The organism is Mucilaginibacter puniceus, assembly GCF_054783175.1.
This window is the reverse complement of the sequence record NZ_BAAGRB010000001.1, coordinates 186,686-205,527: the sequence shown is the minus strand read 5'-3', so window position 1 is coordinate 205,527 and position 18,842 is coordinate 186,686. Positions and strand designations below refer to the sequence as shown.

Sequence of the window (18,842 nt, the reverse complement as noted above, 5' to 3'; positions counted from 1 at the left end):
AAATTAGCGCTATCACTCATCTGATAAAACTAACAAGGTAATATCTTGTTGAGTAGACTAAACAAACATATCATATGGAATTTTTAAACAGCCCCGAAGCCTGGATATCTCTTTTAACTTTAACCGTTTTAGAGATTGTACTGGGCATCGATAATATCGTTTTTATTTCCATTTTAGCGGGCAAGCTGCCAGCCCATAAACAGAAAAAAGCCCGTACCGTTGGGCTTGGGCTGGCTATGATTACCCGTGTATTATTGCTGTTATCGTTAAGTTGGGTAATGCAGTTAACTGCTACGCTATTTAATTTTGGCGATTGGATGGGTATTACTAATGCAGAATGGCTGGAGAAGATGGCTATTTCGGGCCGTGACCTGATATTGTTGATTGGCGGATTGTTTCTGATCTATAAAAGCACCCACGAGATACATAATAAACTGGAAGGCGATGACGATGACGCCAGTGTTAAAGGTAAGGTACAATCCTTCGCAGGCATAATTATACAGATATTGATTTTGGATATTGTGTTTTCATTAGACTCGGTAATCACAGCCGTTGGTATGGCCGATCATATCGAGATCATGGTAGCAGCGGTTGTTATAGCAGTAGGTATCATGATGGTTTCTGCATCAACTATCAGCAATTTTGTAAACAACCATCCTACTGTAAAAATGCTGGCCCTATCGTTTTTATTGCTGATAGGTGTATCATTATTAGCGGAGGGTTTGGATCAACACATACCTAAAGGATATATTTATTTCGCCATGGCTTTCTCGGTATTGGTAGAAATGCTTAACCTGAAAATGAAAAGCGGTAAAAAACATGCTCTTAAGCTTAGGAATAATGGCCCCAAATAATATCCATTAACACTTAAAAGATGAAAAAATATATCACAGCGCTTGTATTTATAGCGGCGACACTTTATAGTTTTGGACAGGATGTAGATAAACTGATCAAGCAGGATGAGGTGGAACGTATTATCAACACCCTGGCTGCGGATGATATGCAGGGCCGTGCGACTTTTACGCCCGGTATTGAAAAAGCAGCCCAGTTTATTGAAGGCGAATTTCAAAAAATAGGCTTAGCCCCTTTGCCAGGTAATACGGATTTTAGACAGCAAGTGACTGAGGTTAGGTCGGCACCACCCAAACAACCTTTGTTTAATGTGGCAGGAGTTATCCCGGGCAAATCTAAACCTGATGAGTATGTTGTATTTTCGGCGCATTATGATCATTTAGGGATACGTAAGTACATAGAAGGCGATAGCATTTATAACGGAGCCGATGATGATGCTTCGGGCACGACAGCGGTGATTGCGCTGGCTAATTATTTTAAAAAGATCAATAACAATGAGCGCACCTTAATTTTTGTGGCTTTTACTGCCGAAGAAATAGGTGGTTTTGGCGCACAGTTTTTCTCCAAACAGCTTAACCCTGATAAAGTAGTGGCTATGTTTAATATTGAGATGATTGGCAAACAAGCAAAATTTGGCGCCAACTCAGCATTTATTACCGGGTTTGAAAGATCAGACTTTGGTGAACTTTTACAAAAAAGCTTAACAGGTACAAAGTTTAAATTCTATCCTGACCCTTATCCGGAGCAAAGATTATTTTACCGCAGTGACAACGCAACTTTAGCCAGGTTGGGCGTACCTGCCCACACCATATCAACAGTTCAGATAGACACTGATAAATTTTACCATCAGGTAACCGATGAAGTAAGCACGTTAGACATGAATAACATCACATCCACTATAAAAGCTATCGCGCTAAGTTCGCGCAGCATAGTGGCTGGTGAGGCCACACCGACGAGGGTTGCTAAAGAAATGTAAGATAGTTAAATATATTAAAGCTGCTTACGCATCACATAATCATTCATCCAATAAGGGCCAATGGGGATATCTTCTTTGTAAGCAATAGTGAAGCCCATTTTTTCATAAAAATTACGGGCTTTGTTTTGGCGGTGTACGTTAAGCTCTAAAATTTTAATACCCAAAGCAGTCACTTGCTCAAAAACCGCATTTAATAAGGCTTTGCCGCAACCTTTACCCTGGGTTTGTGGCAGACAGTATAGTTTGTGTAATTTATAAACTTCCGGGTTTTCCTCGCGCGGACCATATGAGGTAAAGGCTACAGGTTCATCATCATCCAGCAGTAATAAATAGGTTTGACTGCCGTCCTGTATTTGGGTGGTAAGCTCCTCAATGGAATAACGTTCCTTAAACATATAGGCTACGTGATCCTCATCCAATAACTGGGTATAGGTATGCCACCATATAGGCTGGGCTAATTGCCTTATAGTTGGCACATCGGTAGTGGTGGCTTGTTTAATTTGGAACATATAAATTTAAACTGTCATTTCGAACGTAGTGAGAACTATATCTTGAGCGTAGCGAAAAAATCTATACATATGCTATATGAACGGGTGTATAGATTTCTCCTCGTACCTCGTCGAAATGACAAGCGGTTTTTAGGGGTTAATGATTTTCCTCCTTATCAACAGGCAAACTCGGTATCGTAGTGTGCTCAATAGCAAAATACTCCTCCAATTCATTTAAAGTTGATGAACCTGTAGCTATATCTTTAATGATCTTTCCTTTTTCCATTAATAGTATACGGTCGCATACATCAGTAATGTGGTTAAGGTCATGGCTGGATACCAACGTGGTTACGCCGTTCTTATTAGCCTCTTTAAGCATATTTTTTAACCTAAACTGGGTAGTAGGGTCAATATTGGCAAAAGGCTCATCCAGCATCAGTAATTGGGGCTTTTGCAACAAGCATGAAGCTACGCCTACTTTGGTTTGGTTACCTTTAGAAAGATCGCGGATGTATTTGCCTTTTTTTATGATCTCGCCATTAAAAAAATCGCTTAATCCTGCTAAAAACTCATCTACCTGCGCGCGGCTTTGTTGGTACAGGCCGCCAATAAAATACAGGTATTCTTCGGGCGTAAGATAATCTATTAAAAAGCCTTCGTCTAAATAAGACGCGGTATAACTTTTCCACTCCTCGCCCCCGGCTACTACTTCACCGTTGGAGGTTACCTCGCCTGTTTCGGGGCGTATCAGATCAAGCATCATCCTAAACAGCGTGGTTTTACCAGCGCCGTTATTACCTACCAGGCCAACACTTTCGCCTTTGTTAATATTTAGTTCGGGCACGTTTACTACTACCACATTATTGTAAACCTTTTTTAGATCTTTTATAGTTATCATCTTATTTCTTTCTAAAGCCTTCGGTTATTTTAAATTTCCTATTATTAAAATCAACGGTTAATACTTTTATCCAGTAGGTACGCATCAACACAAAAACCAACCCTATTACCGCCAAAATACCAACTGCTAAATTGGGATAACCCAGCAGTTTTAACGGCAGGTAAAATATATAGGGTGCCAACATCAACGGGAATGACATCAACAACTGCGTTGCCCCTACTCCTTCCCAATTAAATGCAGCGCCTTTTGATAGGTCTATCCGTTTTTTGTTGCGGTTTGCAAAAAACAACACCAGGGTGGCGTTAACCCCAATATTCCATAAGTACAGGCAAAACTGTATGAGCAATATGCGCCAGCCAAAATATACATAGGGTATGGTCAATACAAAAACAATGGTTGATACCCCTGTAAATAGTAAGTATTTAGCTTTTATAAAATCTTCAAATTTTACCCTACTTACCATTAGCCCGTCAAAATGCGTAGCCTGCCAGCCGTACATAAACTGGCCATAGTTGATAATAAAAACACCTGTCATAAACATGGCGGCAAATATTTTCATTGGTTCGGCCATGTTTTTGTTAGTGTAAAAAATCAACCCATAAAATATAAATACTACCGACATGATGAGTGCCGAGCGCGGGCGCTTATTACGAATGATGAGTTTAAGCTCATTGGCCACCAGATCACCGATCAGACCAAAACGGTTTAACAGCGGGAATTCGGTAGTACTTTTGCGCAGTGTTTTATGTTTTACCAGTTCTTCCAGGTAGAGGTTTTGTTTGAGGTAGTAAAAGTTTACCCCATACATGACCACGCCTAGCAATACAGGCAATAATGCCCAAACCGGTTGTAGTATTACATTGCCGAAAAACGTATAAGAAATATCGCGGATAGAATACAGGTGCCATTTAAAATCGCCCATGCCTAACAAGATCAACGCAGTGGTTGCCACTAAAAATACCCACCCATTTAAAGCGGCCCTTCGCTTAATATATAAAGCCAGGTAATTGTTAAAGGTGCTGATGCCTAATAGCGAAACTATAAATGCCACCCCTACCAGCCAGCCCGCATTAGCTACTATTATTTTTACTATAAATGGAATGAACAATATAAAAGGCCATAAATTAAAAGCCGATACCATAGCCGTAAGGGACAGGTATTTTACCAGTGTATTACGTTTGATAGGTAACTGCAAATAAGGCTGCACACGCAGGGTGGGCAGTTCCTGCAATTGCATGCGCAATAATAGTTCTGCCATGTAGTATATCAGTATTACACCGCAAAAAGCAACTGTGGTATTTTCATTACGGTATGCTTTTTCTAAAAACACATCCATAAAAAACCCTATAGCGAAGGCACATGCCAGGAAGTACAGGATAAATATGCCCAGTATGATGTTTACCGCGATACTTTTACCGGTATTGGTTGCGCGCCAAAAAGCTTTAAGCTCATGCCTGATGAAAGTGGTTGTCATTTTTTTTAGTGATATGGTATATTAGTATCAAGATACTAATATTTATAACGGTTGCCCCAAAGTTTTTTTAACTTTTCTTTTGACTCATGCTCGCGCGGGTTGTTACCGGGCTCATATAATTTGGTGCCTTTTATAGCATCAGGCAAAAAGTCGAGGTTAACAAAATTACCTTCAAAGCTGTGGGCGTATTTATAATCTTTACCGTAGCCAATGTTCTTCATCAACTTGGTTGGGGCATTGCGCAGATGCAAAGGCACAGGCAAGTCGCCGGTTTGTTTAACCAGAGCCATGGCCGCGCCAATAGCCGTAGTAGCCGAATTACTTTTAGCCGATGTAGCCAAATAAATAGCCGTTTGCGATAGAATCAATTGCGACTCGGGCATGCCGATTTTATTTACCGCCTCAAAGCAGCCCTGAGCTAACAGCAATGCATTAGGGTTAGCATTGCCAATATCCTCGGAAGCTAATATCAACATACGGCGGGCAATAAACAGCGGGTCCTCGCCACCAACCAGCATACGCGCCAGCCAATAGACTGCCCCATTCGGGTCGCTGCCCCGCATGGATTTGATGAATGCCGAAATAATATCATAATGCTGTTCGCCGGCCTTATCATACAGCGCCATGTTTTGTTGCACATGCTCCAGCACAATATCATTGGTAAGCGTAATGGTTTTACCCTCGAAAGCGTTTACCAGTAACTCAAAAATATTTAACAGTTTACGTGCATCGCCGCCTGATAGGCGCAGCAATGCTTCGTGTTCTTTTATGGTGATCTTCTTTTTGCTGAGGACAACATCCTCCTTCATGGATTTATTCAGCAAACTCACCAGGTCATCCTCTGCCAACGGCTGCAAAATATATACATGGCAGCGCGATAGCAACGCCGATATTACTTCAAAAGATGGATTTTCGGTAGTGGCACCAATTAATGTAACTATGCCCCGCTCAACCGCGCCCAATAAGGAATCTTGTTGCGATTTGGAGAAGCGGTGTATCTCATCAATAAACAATACCGGCAGATTATCCCCCTCATCTTTTAAGCGCGATGCGGTTTCAATAACCTCGCGCACATCTTTTACGCCCGAGTTAATGGCACTTAGGGAAAAGAATGGCCTGTCCAGCGTTTGGGATATAATATAAGCCAGCGTAGTTTTACCTACCCCCGGCGGCCCCCAAAACAGCATGGATGGCAGCGCGCCGCTCTCAATTGCCTTACGTAAAACCGCACCCGGGCCAACCAGGTGTTTCTGGCCCACATAATCATCCAGGTTTTTGGGGCGCATGCGCTCGGCTAATGGCGGCAGGTTATTCATATCCGTAAAATTCAGAAAAGAAAACGCTAAATCCTAAGAAATTTAGTATTTTTAAATAACAAACCAATGCTGCATAAGTTTACCCAATCCAACTACCATTCCATCTGCGATGAATTAGCAACAACTGATGCTGATTTGGCAACCATCATCAAAGCCCACGGCTATCCACCGTTATGGAGCCGCCCCAACAATTTTGAAACGGTGGTGCATATTATTTTAGAGCAGCAGGTTTCGCTGGCATCGGCCTTATCAGCATTAAATAAATTAAAAGAAAAGGTGCAGGAGTTAACACCTGCCCGTGTTTTGTTACTAACGGATGAGGAATTTAGGGCTTGCTATTGCAGTCGCCAAAAAACAGGGTATATAAAATATTTAGCCGAGGCCTTAGTAAGCGGGCAAATTAATCTAGCTGAATTGGAACATCTGTCTGATGACGATATCCGCGCGCAACTCATCACCCTAAAAGGCATTGGCCACTGGACCATTGATGTGTACCTGATGTTTGTTTTGCAACGCGCAGATATTTTCCCCGTCGGCGACCTGGCCGCGGTAAATGCGCTCAAACGAATAAAGGGTTTACCCGCCCCCATTACCAAAGAAGAGGTAATGGCTATTGCCAAAAAATGGCAACCCTATCGTACCGTAGCTACGATGTTGTTATGGCATTTTTATCTATCGGCACCAAAAAAACAGTAACAATGCTATTAACCAATAAAATAATAGTGCTTGTTATAATGTTAAGTAATTAAATTGCAATCGATATCAATTATATACAATGAAAAATACATTTATAAAATCTTTACTGTTGGGCACCTGCCTATTTACTGTTAACAATAGCTTTGCTCAACAAGCCCCGGCTGCACCTGCTGCAAAACCTACAAACAGCATTTCCATAGTTAGTAAACTGGATAAGCCTAAAACCAAGTTTAACGAAAAGGACCTGGGCGGTTACCTATTTGTCTATTTTAAGGACCAAACTCATTCGGCTTACTTTGCCATCAGTAAAGATGGTTATACGTTTACCGATGTTAATGGCGGACAACCCTTGTTTATAGGATCAGAACTGGCCCAACAAAAAGGTGTGCGCGATCCGCATATTACCCGCGGGCCGGATGGCGCGTTTTATTTAGCCATGACCGATCTGCATATATCTGGCAAACGTGCCGGCTTTAGAGATACCGAATGGGAACGCCCGCAGGAAAAATATGGCTGGGGAAATAACCGTGCCCTGGTGTTGATGAAATCATACGATTTGGTACATTGGACGCATTCGGACTTTAGAACTGATTTGGCTTTCCCTGAACTGGGCGATATTGATTGCTCATGGGCACCCGAAACTATTTACGACCCTATCAAGAAAAAAATGATGGTGTACTTTACCATCCGTTACAATAACAAAAACGCGGGTATTTACGCGGCTTATGCTAATGATGATTTTACCAAACTGGAAAATGTTCCGCAACGCGTTACTGATATTGGCGGCATTGATGCCGATATTACCAAAGTGGGCGACACCTACCATATGTTTTATGTAGGCGATGCTAAAGTTTGGCACTCGCAATCAGACAAAATTGCCAGTGGTTACAGTGGTGTAAGAGAAAAACGCATTGACCCTGAAAAGGTATCTACAGAAGCGCCAAACGTATTTAAGCGCATTGGTACGGATACCTATGTTTTAATGTATGATGTATATGGCGCGCGCCCAAACAATATGGGTTTTAGCGAAACTACCGATTTTGTAAACTTTAAGGACCTGGGCCATTTTAACGAGGGGGTAATGAAAACCACCAACTTTACCGGCCCTAAACATGGTGCTATTACTTATTTAACCAAACAAGAATTAAAAACTTTGGCCGAGACCTGGAAGGTAGATATTAAGTAAGTTTATTTCAGCTCGCCCAACTTCATTAACCCATAAAATAACCCGGTGCAGTGTAATGCCTGGGTTATTTTGTTTTCGGCCAATAACTGTTTTATTTCGGGGATGGAGTATTCTTCAATAATAATTTCCTCGTGATCATCTAAACTTTGTTCAGCCACTTTTTTACCACCCGTTGCCAGGTAGCAAAATGTACGGTTATTGGATGTTGCAGGGTTAGGGTATATGGTAGATATGAGTTCGATCTTTTCAAACTCATAGCCTGTTTCTTCCAATAACTCGCGGCGCATACCTACTTCGGGCAGTTCATCTTTTTCAATTACCCCACCCGGAATTTCCAACGCAACCACACCCGCAGCCTGGCGGTACTGGCGCACCAATATGATCTTATTATCTTCGGTAACCGCTACGGCATTTGCCCAATCAGGATATTCTAAAACGTAATATTCATCCACTAAGGTACCGTTGGGCATTTCGCATTTATCGACACGTAAAGTGGCCCATGGGCCTTTATGTATATAGGTTGATGAAAGGGTTTTCCAGGTAAGGTTATCGTTCATAGTTTGATGTCGAAATACTTATATATCGCATTTCGGCGGGTAATATTATCAAATGATTGAATGTGGTATTTTTCTTCCAGAACATCAAGTATAGCCATTACTTTTTTTAGTAATTGTTGCGTTTCCTCATTCTGTTCAAAGGGTTCGGCCAATACATACAGCATCTGGCTTAGGGTAACTAATTTTTCAGCGCTGTATTTGTCAGATTGAATGATCGCTTCAAAGTCTTCCTGGTTTAAGGCAAGTAGTTGTGCCAGTTCGGTAGCGTATTCGTTTTGCAAAGTCTTGTCAAACTCCTGCTTAAACTCGTTTACCATACCTCCGCCCTTTACTCCAAATATTTTTTCTATGATGAGCGCCGTTTTGCGGATATCATCCATCACTATATCGCGTGTATGCATAATCAGAATTATAAAGTTCTACGCTACCAACTGCCGCCTGATCCGCCGCCGCCAAAACTGCCACCGCCAAATCCACCGAAGCCGCCACCACCGCCGCCGCCAAATCCACCGGAACCACCGCCCCAGCCGCTGCCACCACGGTTACCGCTGTTTAGCATTGACCCTGCTAACAGCCACCAAAACGGGCTTGTACTGCCACGTCTGCCGATAACCTGGCCACCACCGCCGCCGCCTTTGCGGAATATAATAAGGAGAATTATGACAACAATAATAATGATAAAACCGGCAGGGCCGCCATCGCCCCCGCGCTTGCTTTTTGCTTTTTTGGGTGCTGTATATTCACCCTTTACGTATTTAATGATCTGGTCAGTACCTGCATCTAAGCCGCCGTAATAATTACCTGCCCTAAAACGCGGGTTAATATCATTTTCACGTATCTGGTAAGCAACAACGTCAGGCAACGCGCCTTCTACACCGTAGCCGGTTTGTATAGTAAGCTTTCTGTCGTTTAAAGCTACTAACAATAATATTCCGTTGTTCTTACCTTCCTGGCCAATTCCCCACCTGCGGCCCAACTCGGTACCATATTCGTTTATATCATACTCACCGACAGATTTGATAATAACCACCGCTATCTGGGTTGAGGTACTATCATCAAACGCTACCAGCTTATCCTCCAGGCGTTGCTTTTCCTCGGGCGTTAAGGTATTGGTATAGTCGGTAACCAGGGTGTTTGATTTCTCGGGGAATTCCTGCGCAAAAGCAAGAATTGTAACCAACAAGAAACTAAACAGTAAAATATATTTTTTAAACATGGCTTTCTATTTTAATTACCATCCATAAATGATACATCGTCCGGAAGTTCGTTTATGTCATCCAAATCATAAGGAAAGTATTTTTTTAATTGCTCGCCAGCCATGGTTACCCCGGTGGTAATACCTCCAACCAAATCGCCCTGCTTAAATTGCTCCAGCATTTGCAGTTTGGCGTTATCCCAAAAATTATCAGGAACAACTTTATTTATGCCGCCGTCGCCTATTATGGCAAATTTATGGTCCTCTGTTGCCAGGTATATCAATACGCCGTTACGCAGCTTGGTTTTATGCATATCCAGCCTGGTAAAATACTTGGCGGCGCGGTCAAGCACATCTTCGCTGCAGGTTTTTTCAACACAAACCCGTATCTCGCCTGATGTATTTTTCTCGGCACGCTCTACCGCTTCGCGTATACGCTGCTGCTCCTCGTCGTTAAATAATGGCATATGGTTGTAAAGATTGGAGATTAAAGATTGAAGATTAGTTAGAATTGGCTAATAACCAACCTTTAATCTTCAATCTCTAAACTTTAATTAAAATTCTACTTTCGGCGATTTATCAGCACCGGCTTCAGCCTGGAAGTATCCTTTTTCGGCGAAGCCAAACATTTTTGCAGTAAGGTTAGCCGGGAAGCTGCGTATTTTGCTATTGTACTCTTGCACGGCATCATTAAAGTCTTTACGCGCTACGGTTATGCGGTTCTCGGTACCTTCAATCTGTTCCTGTAAACCTAAAAAATTTTGGTTTGATTTTAATTCGGGATAATTTTCGGTAACAACCATTAAACGGCCCAAAGCCTGGCTTAGTTGGCCCTGTGCAGCCTGGAACTGTTGTATAGATTCTGGCGTTAATTTAGTAGGGTCAACCTGTACCGATGTTGCTTTGGCACGCGCCTCAATAACATCAGTCAAAGTGCTTTTCTCAAAATTGGCGGCACCTTTAACGGTTGCTACCAGGTTAGGTATAAGGTCTGTACGACGTTGATATTGCGTTTGCACACCACCCCATTTAGCTTTCACGTTCTCGTCCATTTTAACCATGCTGTTATAGCTGCATGAGCTTAACGACATAGTAGCCATAATAACCAGTATTGCTGCGAATATTCTTTTCATTGTTGTGTGTTTTTAATTTTCAATTAGAGTACAAAAGGCATACCGTTGTTACAAACGGGGTTTGTTATGCCATATTGTCGTTTGTTATGTAAATGTAATGATGTTTAGCGGGATGTAATTGTTTAATTACGTTTTAAAAATTAAAATTATAAGTGTTAATATTACATTTGATTATAAACCTACAACATCGACCTGTTGAGATCGTGAGTACTTAATATCTCATTAACGATTATGAAAAAGAAAAACTACCCGGTATTTGCATTTGCATTTCCTGTTGCTATTATTTTAATGGCCATGTCAGGCGGAGAAAAGAAAGCCGCAGTTCAGCCGCGGCCAAAAGGATCATGTGATATTTATGCCGCAGGCGGCACACCATGTGTGGCGGCCCATAGCACTACCCGTGCATTGTACGCTGCTTATAACGGCCCGCTTTACCAGGTTACGCGCCACGCCGACGGTAAAACTTTAGATATTGGTGTAGTACAGTCCACCAATAATGATGCCGGCGGTTATGCCAACGCGGCAGCACAGGATGCTTTTTGTGGCGATGGCTTATGCTGGATATCTAAGGTATATGACCAGTCTGGCAAAGGCAACCACCTTACCCAGGCGCCTCCGGGAACTTTTAAAGGATCAGCAAAAGGCGAATACGATTATTTACCTATTGCCGATATGGCGCCGGTAACTATAAGCGGGCATAAAGCCTACGGCGTTTACATTATGCCGGGTATGGGTTTACGTAACAACAACGCCAGAGATTTGGCCATAAACGATGAACCTGAAGGCATCTACTACGTAGTAAACGGTAAACACTTTGATAGCGGTTGCTGCTTTGACTATGGTAACTCATCAACCAATAGCCGTGCGGTGGGTACCGGTACAATGGAAACAACCTATTATGGAACATCAACCGCGTGGGGCAGTGGCAATGGCACAGGCCCCTGGATAATGTCAGATATGGAAGCAGGTTTGTTCTCCGGCTACAATGCTAAAAAGAATGACGTTCCTTCAATAGATTCATGGCAATTTGTATCGGCCTTTGTTGATGGTGGTGGCGGCAACAAATGGGACCTTCGCGGCGGTAACGCGCAGGAAGGTAAATTAACTACTTTTTACGACGGCGTTCGCCCGGGCACTCCAAACAGCAAATCATACTTCCCGATGAATAAAAAAGGAGGTATCCTTTTAGGTAATGGTGGCGATAATGGTGCCGGATCAGCAGGTACCTTTTACGAAGGTGTAATGACTACCGGATATCCAACTATGGCTACAACTGATGCCGTTCAAGCTAACATTGTGGCTGCTAAATATGATGTACAACGTGTAAGCTTATCGCGCTTAACTACGTTTGCTCCAAAAACTTCACAAGAAGTTACTGTTTCATTTACCAATACAACCGATGCCCCTGTGACTAATATTAACCTGAGCATTGCTCCGCGCCAGGGATGGACAGCAGTAGTCAAAGGCACTTCAAGCACTTCAAAATTGGTAGAAGGCCCAATAGCTCCGGGTGCTACTGTTAGCGCTACTTTTAAAGTTACTTCTCCGGCAATAACTGACGCAGGCGTTTTAACCGGCAATGTTAAATGGACCAACTTTAATACTAAAACAACCCAGGTAGAAAATATAAAACAGCGTATCAGGAACGCGTCGCCTGTTAAAATTAACGAGGTACGCTTCCGTACCGGCAGCAGTTTAACCAATCAATTTATTGAATTGTACAATGCTTCGTCAACCCCGGTTGATATTTCAAACTGGAGTATTGTAAGCACTCCGGGCGGATGGAACTCGGTTAAATTAGCTACCATCCCGGCAGGTACAAAAATTGCCGGCAAAGGCTTTTATTTATTGGGCATGGGTAGCACAGGTTTAGTTGCACCTGCCGCTATTGGTGATAATACCATATATGTAGAAAATGCTACCAATTTTGCAGCGGGCCAACAATTAAATATTGATGGCGAAATGCGTACCATTGCTAATGTAGGTACTGCCGCTACACCAATGACCACGTTATTTATCCCGGTGTCAACATCGGCAAAATTGAGCATTCCTGTAGGTTCAACAAATATCCCGGTTACCAGTGCAGCCGGATTTACTGTTGGCCAAAAAATAGGTATTGACTTTGGCAATAGCTACGAAGTAGCCACTGTTACTTCGGTAGGTAAAGCAGCTACGCAAACCAACTTAGCAGCAGAGGCCAAAGCGGGCGATAAATCTATTAAAGTTTTAGATAACTCGAATATGACCGTTGGCGATAAGCTAACTATTAACACTGGCGCACGTATAGAAACTGTTACTGTAAAAAATATTCTTAAGGCATCTGCTGCACCAGCCGGGGGTTTCCGTGGCAGAGGCGAACCGGGCGAAGTAGAGTTAACCGCTCCGCTTAAAATGGATCACATGAATGATGTTGATGTTTATGGCAATGGAACAGGAATCAGCTTTACGCCTGCAACAAAATACATTCATAAAAGTGCCGATGCTGTGCAGGCATTGGGAACAGGCATAACACTACAAACCAAATTGGCTAAGGCTCATAAAGCGGGTGCTTATGTGGCCAATAACCAGGCCACAACCATAGGATACCAGGGTACTCAAAAACCTAACCAATGGTTTGGCGTACCGCTTTCGTCAGTTTCAGGTTCACTTGCTTTGATGGATGCCAGTGGTAAAGTTTTGGTTGATGGGCTGGTGTATGGCTCGCAACAAGGTAATTCAAGTGCTAATGGTTACATCACCAGTCCTGAAATTGCCACTTTAGAGGGCGAGCAGGTACAAGGCGGTTGTATTGTAGCATTGCCATGGTCGGCAGCAAGACAAGTTCCTGTGGCTAACGCCAATGATCAATCTAATCTCAGCGTGGGCCGCTTCCCTGATGGAAGTGATAACGACAGCAATTGCAGTGATTTCCAGGTACAAAAATCAATTTCCCTAACTACTGCGGCATTAACAGAAACCAACAATGTTAAAATTAATAGTGTAACAGGTTTTGCCGCCGGACAAAAAGTAATTATTGGTTCGGGCACTGAAAGCGAAACCGCTACCATTGCAACCGTAGGTACTACCGGCGGAACGGCTTTAATTACAGCTACCGAGCCGGGCGCAACTACACTATCTGTTACAAGTGCGACAGGTTTTATGCCGGGCCAAACCATTACTATTGGTGATGGGGCAACCAAAGAAACGGTTGTAGTAAATACAGCTATCGCGGTTCGCCGCCGCCCGGGTGCTCCGGCACAACCAGGTGGCGCCAGTGATTCTATCACCTTATTGGCACCGCTTAAAAATACGCATACTGCCGGAGCCCAGGTATCGGGTAGTGGTATTACCTTTACGTCGCCTTTAACTAAGTACCATAACGCCGGCACCCAGATATTAAGTGGTGCTCCTACACCGGGTGCAGCTAATCAATACGCCGGCAAGTAGAAATACCTTAGTATAAATATTCAGCCGGATACTTTTCAGTGTCCGGCTTTTTTTGAGAAATTTATCACCATATTTCTGCCTATAAAACAAGATTACAGCATTGTTTGAGGAAAAAAATGAAAGGATTTATTCCTATAATATCTAATCTGGCTTAAACGCTGGCATATTATTATTACTTCTTTAAAAGCACATATTTATTGCTTTATTTAGTTACTATATTGGTACTCAAATACTAATGTATCAATGTTGTTAACGATTAAATTTAACCGACTATACCCCTTACTTTAGCTGTAAACAAAAAATCAATTATTAATTACAAACAAAATTTTATGAACAAAAAAAAATACTTATTGCCAGTTATGGCATTTGTAGTTTTATTAGGACTACAACTAAGTAGCATTAACGGCTTTGCCCAAGGCCCAGGCGCTGGTGGCCCGGGTGGTGCAAATCGTCCTGCCGGTGCAGGTCCCGGTGGGCCTGGTGCAGGTGGCTTTGGCGGTGGACGTGGATCAAATTTACCCCCTATCCCTTTAGCAGAGGACACTACGCATACCCTGACTAAGCATTTTATAACAGCTACCAACGTTAAAAAGGCACCTGATGCCAGGGGATTCATTCAGCGTTGGCTGGTACTTGAACCCGTTAAGAATAATCTTCGTAGCAATAGTGCAATTACCGAAAGTTACCTTAAAACCGCATTTGCCAATCAAAATTTTTCACAAGATTATAACGTTGTTCCTAAAGTTGGTCAAACCGAAAAGATTGGCGACCAGGAGCTGAAATGGCGCGGGTTAGATAGCAAGTCTTTTAACTTTAATTTATACCATTTTAGTTACGCCACAAACACTACGCGGTCGGGTGTGTTATTTTGGTTAGTAACAGTAATTGATTGCCCGCAAGAGATCAAAAATGTACGATTAGCTGCCGGCGTAAATTCGGGTGGCGCATTTTGGTTGAATGGCAAAGAGATACTTACAGCTCCGGGCGACAAAGATATTATTGTGGATAATATTGCCTCTCCGCTGGTTACGCTTAACAAAGGCAGAAATGTACTGCGTGCAGCGATTATAAACGGGCAAGGCATGTGTAATTTCGTTGCTCGTTTTATGGATGAAAAAGGCCAGCCGGTAAAAAACTTTACTACCAGTATCCAATAAAAAATTGTTAGTCCATTTACGTATTAATCAATCTGAAATAGATTTATAATGAAAAAAATGAAATTAATCGGTCTGACTGCATTTTTAGTAGCATCGATAACCCAAACATTAACAGCACAAATAGGCAGACCCAATATCCATGACCCGGCAACAATTGTTGAAGATAATGGGAAATATTATACTTACGGTACAGGAGGCGGCGGCATCATGTCAGAAGACGGCTGGAAGTGGGCCGGTGGTGCAGTAAGACCTGGTGGTGGTGCAGCCCCCGATGCCCTTAAAATTGGCGACCGTTTCCTTATAGCCTATGGGGCAACAGGTGGCGGCGGTAATCACAAAGGTGCTATTTACACCATGTGGAACAAAACCATGGATCCAAAATCGCCTGATTTTAAATATACCGAACCGGTTGTAGTAGCTACATCTGATGGCTACGAAGAGAACGATGCCATTGATCCCGGTTTAATGCTTGATCCAACTACCGGTAAATTGTGGTTAACCTACGGTACTTATTTCGGTTACATTCGTTTAGTGGAGCTTGACCCTAAAACAGGCAAACGTGTAGCGGGCAATAAGCCTGTTAATGTTGCCAGTGTATGTGAAGCCTCATACATGATGTATCATGACGGCTGGTACTACCTGCTGGGTACACACGGCACTTGCTGTGCAGGCGCTAACTCAACCTATAACGTAGTTGTTGGCCGTTCAAAAAGTGTTACCGGCCCTTTTGTAGATAATGTTGGCAGAAGCATGCTGGAAGGCGGCGGCAAGATGGTGGTTACCACCCGCGGACGTTTGATAGGCCCTGGCCATATCGGGCGAGTTATTGTTGAACCCGGAGTTGAAAAAGCGTCTATCCATTGGGAGGCCGATCTTGATCAGGGCGGAGCCAGTGTTTTGGGCATCCTTCCGGTGATTTGGAAAGACGGCTGGCCGATTTTAGGCGAAAACGTTAAAACAGGTACTTATGAGATCCAATCAGAAAGAAGAGGATTTGGCCTGGAGCTGGCAGTTGACCCTACCAATGCACAAGGCGGCGGCGGTGGTTTTGGCGGTGGCCGTGGTGCCGCAGGACCTGTAAAACCGGTTCCAACTCAGCAAGTGGGTGATGTAATAAAAAACTGGCCAACAGGCGACATACCAACAAGAATAGGCGATTATATTGCACGCCCACACCAAAAATGGACAGTTACACCTGCACCTGATTCAAGCGGGTATTTTGGTGCTCCTTATTATAAAATAACCATAGATGGCACAGAGCGGGCATTGACAGCAACTGCAGAACTGAGTGTAAAAACGGTTCCGGCATTTACAGGCGCGCCAGAACAATTATGGAAAATTGATCAACTAACAGATGGTACCTATCGCATAATGCCAAAAGTAATTCCGAACTCGAAAGAGAAACTGGCATTAATATCGGCGGGAGATAGCACCCCGGCATTAGGTAAGTTTGTTTTGGAGAGCGATAATTCTAAATGGAATTTTGTAGCACAGTAGCTCATTGCTAATTAAATAAAAAGCCGGCAGATCAAATGACCTGCCGGCTTTTTATTTTAACGTAAAGTTGGTAATTATTCCCCGCGGTCTCTCCTTCATTAAAAAAAGTTGAGCCAATAGCATACTTTGTATATGCACATCTAATAAAAAAACCATTAGGTAAAACCAATGTTATTAAAAGAATACCAGTTTTAGCAATTATAAACTACGCTAATCTAATCATCTATATAACTGTTCATGAAAAAACTGCACGTTGCAACCCATAAACTCAGCGAATTACAGGCAACATCAATTTGTGGTAACGATATCAGTTCATCATGCCTGTACGTATCGGCCCTTACTATCGCTTATGCGGGCCAGTATGCATGGATATCGCTATTGATAGTTGCATTTGTATTATTTCTTTTTCGCAAAATATATGGTGAAGTGGTGGGCGCATTGCCTTTAAACGGTGGTGCCTATAATGTACTCCTAAATACCGCTTCCAAACGCACGGCATCTTTTGCGGCCTGCCTTACTATATTATCCTATATGGCTACTGCTGTTATATCTGCTTACGAAGCCATGTTTTATTTTCACGATATCGTACATAGTTTACCGCTTATACCTGCCACCATTATTATACTTGCTATTTTTATGATGTTAGCAATCATTGGCATTGGCGAGTCGGCTATTGTGGCAGTGATTATATTTATAACACACCTGGCTTCATTAAGCTTACTGGTGCTTACCTGCTGCTGGTTTTTATTCAATAATGGGTTCGCTGTTTTTCAAGCCAACTGGCATATGCCGATAAGTTCAGGCGGAATAATCATGGCCCTGTTTCTGGGTTTTTCGGCAGCCATGCTGGGTATCTCGGGTTTTGAAAGTTCGGCAAACTTCGTCGAAGAGCAAAAGCTGGGGGTTTTTCCTAAAACCTTACGCAATATGTGGCGCGTAGTGAGTTTTTTCAATCCTGTTATTGCCTTGCTTGCATTGAGCATTATTCCCATGGCAACTATTGATAACCACCAGGAGTCTTTATTATCATTTATGGGCCAAACCGCCGGCGGCAGTTGGTTAAGTTATATTATTTCCGTAGATGCGGTATTGGTACTAAGCGGCGCGGTATTAACGTCATATGTAGGGGTTACCGGCCTTGCCGAGCGAATTACACTTGACCGTATACTACCAAACTTTTTCCTGGCCAAAAACCGCCGTGGAGTAAATTACCGTATTGTGATCGGTTTTTTCATACTCTGCGTTTCCATACTATTAGTTACCAAAGGTAACCTGGCCAACCTGGCAGGCGTTTACACTTTTTCCTTTTTAACAGTAATGGCCTTATTTGGTTTTGGGAACCTGTTGCTTAAAATTAAAAGAGATAAACTTCCGCGAACGGAATATGCGCCCGTGCTATCAGTTATTGCAGCCGTTTTATTTGTTGTTGCTGCTTTTTTAGGTAATATGAAACTGAACGTACAAGCGTTTTATGTTTTCATCAAATACCTAATACCCGCCATGTTATTCATCATCATTATGCTAAACAGGTCGCGCGTATTAAGGTGGTTGATCTATACCATCACCTATTTAAAAGAGCCCCTTAAACCGTTTATTTTTAGTAAAATAAAACTGCGCCGGGCATTGGTAAACTTATACTCGCAGGAGCTTGTTTTTTTTACGCGGGGCGATAATGTAGCTATCCTTAACCGGGTGATGATTTACGTAGAGGATAACGAGGCTACTAAAAAATTAAAAATTGTGCATATTGCTAATGAAGACAGCAATAATGAAAATTTAAAAAAAGACATCGAAGTGCTGGACAGGGCATATCCCGATATTGATATTGACTTTGTCGAAATTGAGGGGCGTTTCGGCCCTGAAATTGTAGAAAAACTTTCTCTTGAGTGGGGTATCCCCAAAAACTTTATGTTCATCGGGGCACCCAGCAATAAGTTCCCCTATCATGTTTCAGAACTTGGCGGTGTACGCCTGATCATGTAATTTAAAAC

At 42.7% G+C, this 18,842-nt stretch carries 17 protein-coding genes; 8 read left to right on the top strand and 9 right to left on the bottom strand.

Going from position 1 to position 18,842, the window contains the following annotated elements; translation table 11 throughout:
• Window positions 1–74 precede the first annotated feature (74 nt).
• Together ACYVJ6_RS00945 and ACYVJ6_RS00940 are read left to right on the top strand one after the other, a co-directional pair.
• Window positions 75–854: a TerC family protein gene (locus ACYVJ6_RS00945; protein WP_460692174.1), complete on the top strand. Its 780-nt coding sequence runs from the start codon at window positions 75–77 to the stop codon at window positions 852–854.
• A 20-nt stretch (window positions 855–874) separates the two neighbouring features.
• On the top strand, window positions 875–1,828 hold the full coding sequence (locus tag ACYVJ6_RS00940) for a M20/M25/M40 family metallo-hydrolase (protein WP_460692173.1): 954 nt from the start codon (window positions 875–877) through the stop codon (window positions 1,826–1,828).
• Window positions 1,829–1,842: 14 nt separating this feature from the next.
• Here the strand turns inward: ACYVJ6_RS00940 and ACYVJ6_RS00935 are convergent, their stop codons facing one another.
• The 4 genes from ACYVJ6_RS00935 to ACYVJ6_RS00920 form a co-directional block, all read right to left on the bottom strand.
• Entirely contained in the window at window positions 1,843–2,337 is a 495-nt protein-coding gene (locus tag ACYVJ6_RS00935) for a GNAT family N-acetyltransferase (RefSeq protein WP_460692172.1), read from the bottom strand.
• Window positions 2,338–2,473: 136 nt separating this feature from the next.
• Entirely contained in the window at window positions 2,474–3,214 is a 741-nt protein-coding gene (locus ACYVJ6_RS00930) for an ABC transporter ATP-binding protein (RefSeq protein ID WP_460692171.1), read from the bottom strand.
• 1 nt (window position 3,215) lies between these two features.
• A complete protein-coding gene (locus ACYVJ6_RS00925; protein WP_460692170.1) occupies window positions 3,216–4,688 on the bottom strand; it encodes a DUF5687 family protein in 1,473 nt (490 codons plus the stop codon).
• A gap of 35 nt (window positions 4,689–4,723) precedes the next feature.
• Entirely contained in the window at window positions 4,724–6,004 is a 1,281-nt protein-coding gene (locus tag ACYVJ6_RS00920) for a replication-associated recombination protein A (protein WP_460692169.1), read from the bottom strand.
• Between the two features lie 66 nt (window positions 6,005–6,070).
• Between ACYVJ6_RS00920 and ACYVJ6_RS00915 the strand changes: the two genes are divergently transcribed.
• Together ACYVJ6_RS00915 and ACYVJ6_RS00910 are read left to right on the top strand one after the other, a co-directional pair.
• Complete coding sequence (locus ACYVJ6_RS00915) at window positions 6,071–6,700, top strand: DNA-3-methyladenine glycosylase family protein (protein ID WP_460692168.1); 630 nt, start codon at window positions 6,071–6,073, stop codon at window positions 6,698–6,700.
• A gap of 79 nt (window positions 6,701–6,779) precedes the next feature.
• Window positions 6,780–7,886: a glycoside hydrolase family 43 protein gene (locus tag ACYVJ6_RS00910; RefSeq protein ID WP_460692167.1), complete on the top strand. Its 1,107-nt coding sequence runs from the start codon at window positions 6,780–6,782 to the stop codon at window positions 7,884–7,886.
• 2 nt (window positions 7,887–7,888) lie between these two features.
• Here ACYVJ6_RS00910 and ACYVJ6_RS00905 read toward each other — a convergent pair whose 3' ends face one another.
• From ACYVJ6_RS00905 to ACYVJ6_RS00885, 5 genes are all read right to left on the bottom strand, one after another.
• Window positions 7,889–8,443, bottom strand: coding sequence for an NUDIX hydrolase (locus tag ACYVJ6_RS00905; RefSeq protein WP_460692166.1), 555 nt, complete (start codon window positions 8,441–8,443; stop codon window positions 7,889–7,891).
• Window positions 8,440–8,844 carry a hypothetical protein gene (locus tag ACYVJ6_RS00900; RefSeq protein ID WP_460692165.1) on the bottom strand — a complete coding sequence of 135 codons (405 nt, stop codon included), beginning with the start codon at window positions 8,842–8,844 and terminating at the stop codon, window positions 8,440–8,442. Before ACYVJ6_RS00900 ends, ACYVJ6_RS00905 begins: the two co-directional genes overlap by 4 nt.
• Before the next feature lie 23 nt (window positions 8,845–8,867).
• The gene (locus ACYVJ6_RS00895; RefSeq protein WP_460692164.1) at window positions 8,868–9,659 is read right to left on the bottom strand and encodes a TPM domain-containing protein; all 792 of its coding nucleotides are present in this window, start codon (window positions 9,657–9,659) and stop codon (window positions 8,868–8,870) included.
• 11 nt (window positions 9,660–9,670) lie between these two features.
• Window positions 9,671–10,105: a TPM domain-containing protein gene (locus tag ACYVJ6_RS00890; RefSeq protein ID WP_460692163.1), complete on the bottom strand. Its 435-nt coding sequence runs from the start codon at window positions 10,103–10,105 to the stop codon at window positions 9,671–9,673.
• A gap of 87 nt (window positions 10,106–10,192) precedes the next feature.
• Window positions 10,193–10,771, bottom strand: a complete 579-nt coding sequence (locus ACYVJ6_RS00885) for a LemA family protein (RefSeq protein ID WP_460692162.1) — start codon at window positions 10,769–10,771, stop codon at window positions 10,193–10,195.
• Between the two features lie 231 nt (window positions 10,772–11,002).
• Between ACYVJ6_RS00885 and ACYVJ6_RS00880 the strand changes: the two genes are divergently transcribed.
• The 4 genes from ACYVJ6_RS00880 to ACYVJ6_RS00865 all read left to right on the top strand — a co-directional run bounded on the left by ACYVJ6_RS00880 (window position 11,003) and on the right by ACYVJ6_RS00865 (window position 18,834).
• Window positions 11,003–14,197 (top strand): arabinofuranosidase catalytic domain-containing protein, encoded by a 3,195-nt coding sequence (locus ACYVJ6_RS00880; RefSeq protein WP_460692161.1) that lies wholly within the window; start codon window positions 11,003–11,005, stop codon window positions 14,195–14,197.
• A gap of 329 nt (window positions 14,198–14,526) precedes the next feature.
• Window positions 14,527–15,354, top strand: coding sequence for a hypothetical protein (locus ACYVJ6_RS00875; RefSeq protein WP_460692160.1), 828 nt, complete (start codon window positions 14,527–14,529; stop codon window positions 15,352–15,354).
• Between the two features lie 57 nt (window positions 15,355–15,411).
• Window positions 15,412–16,851: a family 43 glycosylhydrolase gene (locus ACYVJ6_RS00870; RefSeq protein ID WP_460692159.1), complete on the top strand. Its 1,440-nt coding sequence runs from the start codon at window positions 15,412–15,414 to the stop codon at window positions 16,849–16,851.
• Between the two features lie 237 nt (window positions 16,852–17,088).
• The gene (locus tag ACYVJ6_RS00865) at window positions 17,089–18,834 is read left to right on the top strand and encodes an APC family permease (protein ID WP_460692158.1); all 1,746 of its coding nucleotides are present in this window, start codon (window positions 17,089–17,091) and stop codon (window positions 18,832–18,834) included.
• Window positions 18,835–18,842 lie beyond the last annotated feature (8 nt).

Bases quoted from the DNA above. Each gene is read 5' to 3' on its own strand.
- ACYVJ6_RS00945 (WP_460692174.1), top strand. From the start codon at position 75: ATGGAATTTTTAAACAGCCCCGAAGCCTGGATATCTCTTTTAACTTTA.
- ACYVJ6_RS00940 (WP_460692173.1), top strand. From the start codon at position 875: ATGAAAAAATATATCACAGCGCTTGTATTTATAGCGGCGACACTTTAT.
- ACYVJ6_RS00935 (WP_460692172.1), bottom strand. From the start codon at position 2,337: ATGTTCCAAATTAAACAAGCCACCACTACCGATGTGCCAACTATAAGG.
- ACYVJ6_RS00930 (WP_460692171.1), bottom strand. From the start codon at position 3,214: ATGATAACTATAAAAGATCTAAAAAAGGTTTACAATAATGTGGTAGTA.
- ACYVJ6_RS00925 (WP_460692170.1), bottom strand. From the start codon at position 4,688: ATGACAACCACTTTCATCAGGCATGAGCTTAAAGCTTTTTGGCGCGCA.
- ACYVJ6_RS00920 (WP_460692169.1), bottom strand. From the start codon at position 6,004: ATGAATAACCTGCCGCCATTAGCCGAGCGCATGCGCCCCAAAAACCTG.
- ACYVJ6_RS00915 (WP_460692168.1), top strand. From the start codon at position 6,071: ATGCTGCATAAGTTTACCCAATCCAACTACCATTCCATCTGCGATGAA.
- ACYVJ6_RS00910 (WP_460692167.1), top strand. From the start codon at position 6,780: ATGAAAAATACATTTATAAAATCTTTACTGTTGGGCACCTGCCTATTT.
- ACYVJ6_RS00905 (WP_460692166.1), bottom strand. From the start codon at position 8,443: ATGAACGATAACCTTACCTGGAAAACCCTTTCATCAACCTATATACAT.
- ACYVJ6_RS00900 (WP_460692165.1), bottom strand. From the start codon at position 8,844: ATGCATACACGCGATATAGTGATGGATGATATCCGCAAAACGGCGCTC.
- ACYVJ6_RS00895 (WP_460692164.1), bottom strand. From the start codon at position 9,659: ATGTTTAAAAAATATATTTTACTGTTTAGTTTCTTGTTGGTTACAATT.
- ACYVJ6_RS00890 (WP_460692163.1), bottom strand. From the start codon at position 10,105: ATGCCATTATTTAACGACGAGGAGCAGCAGCGTATACGCGAAGCGGTA.
- ACYVJ6_RS00885 (WP_460692162.1), bottom strand. From the start codon at position 10,771: ATGAAAAGAATATTCGCAGCAATACTGGTTATTATGGCTACTATGTCG.
- ACYVJ6_RS00880 (WP_460692161.1), top strand. From the start codon at position 11,003: ATGAAAAAGAAAAACTACCCGGTATTTGCATTTGCATTTCCTGTTGCT.
- ACYVJ6_RS00875 (WP_460692160.1), top strand. From the start codon at position 14,527: ATGAACAAAAAAAAATACTTATTGCCAGTTATGGCATTTGTAGTTTTA.
- ACYVJ6_RS00870 (WP_460692159.1), top strand. From the start codon at position 15,412: ATGAAATTAATCGGTCTGACTGCATTTTTAGTAGCATCGATAACCCAA.
- ACYVJ6_RS00865 (WP_460692158.1), top strand. From the start codon at position 17,089: ATGAAAAAACTGCACGTTGCAACCCATAAACTCAGCGAATTACAGGCA.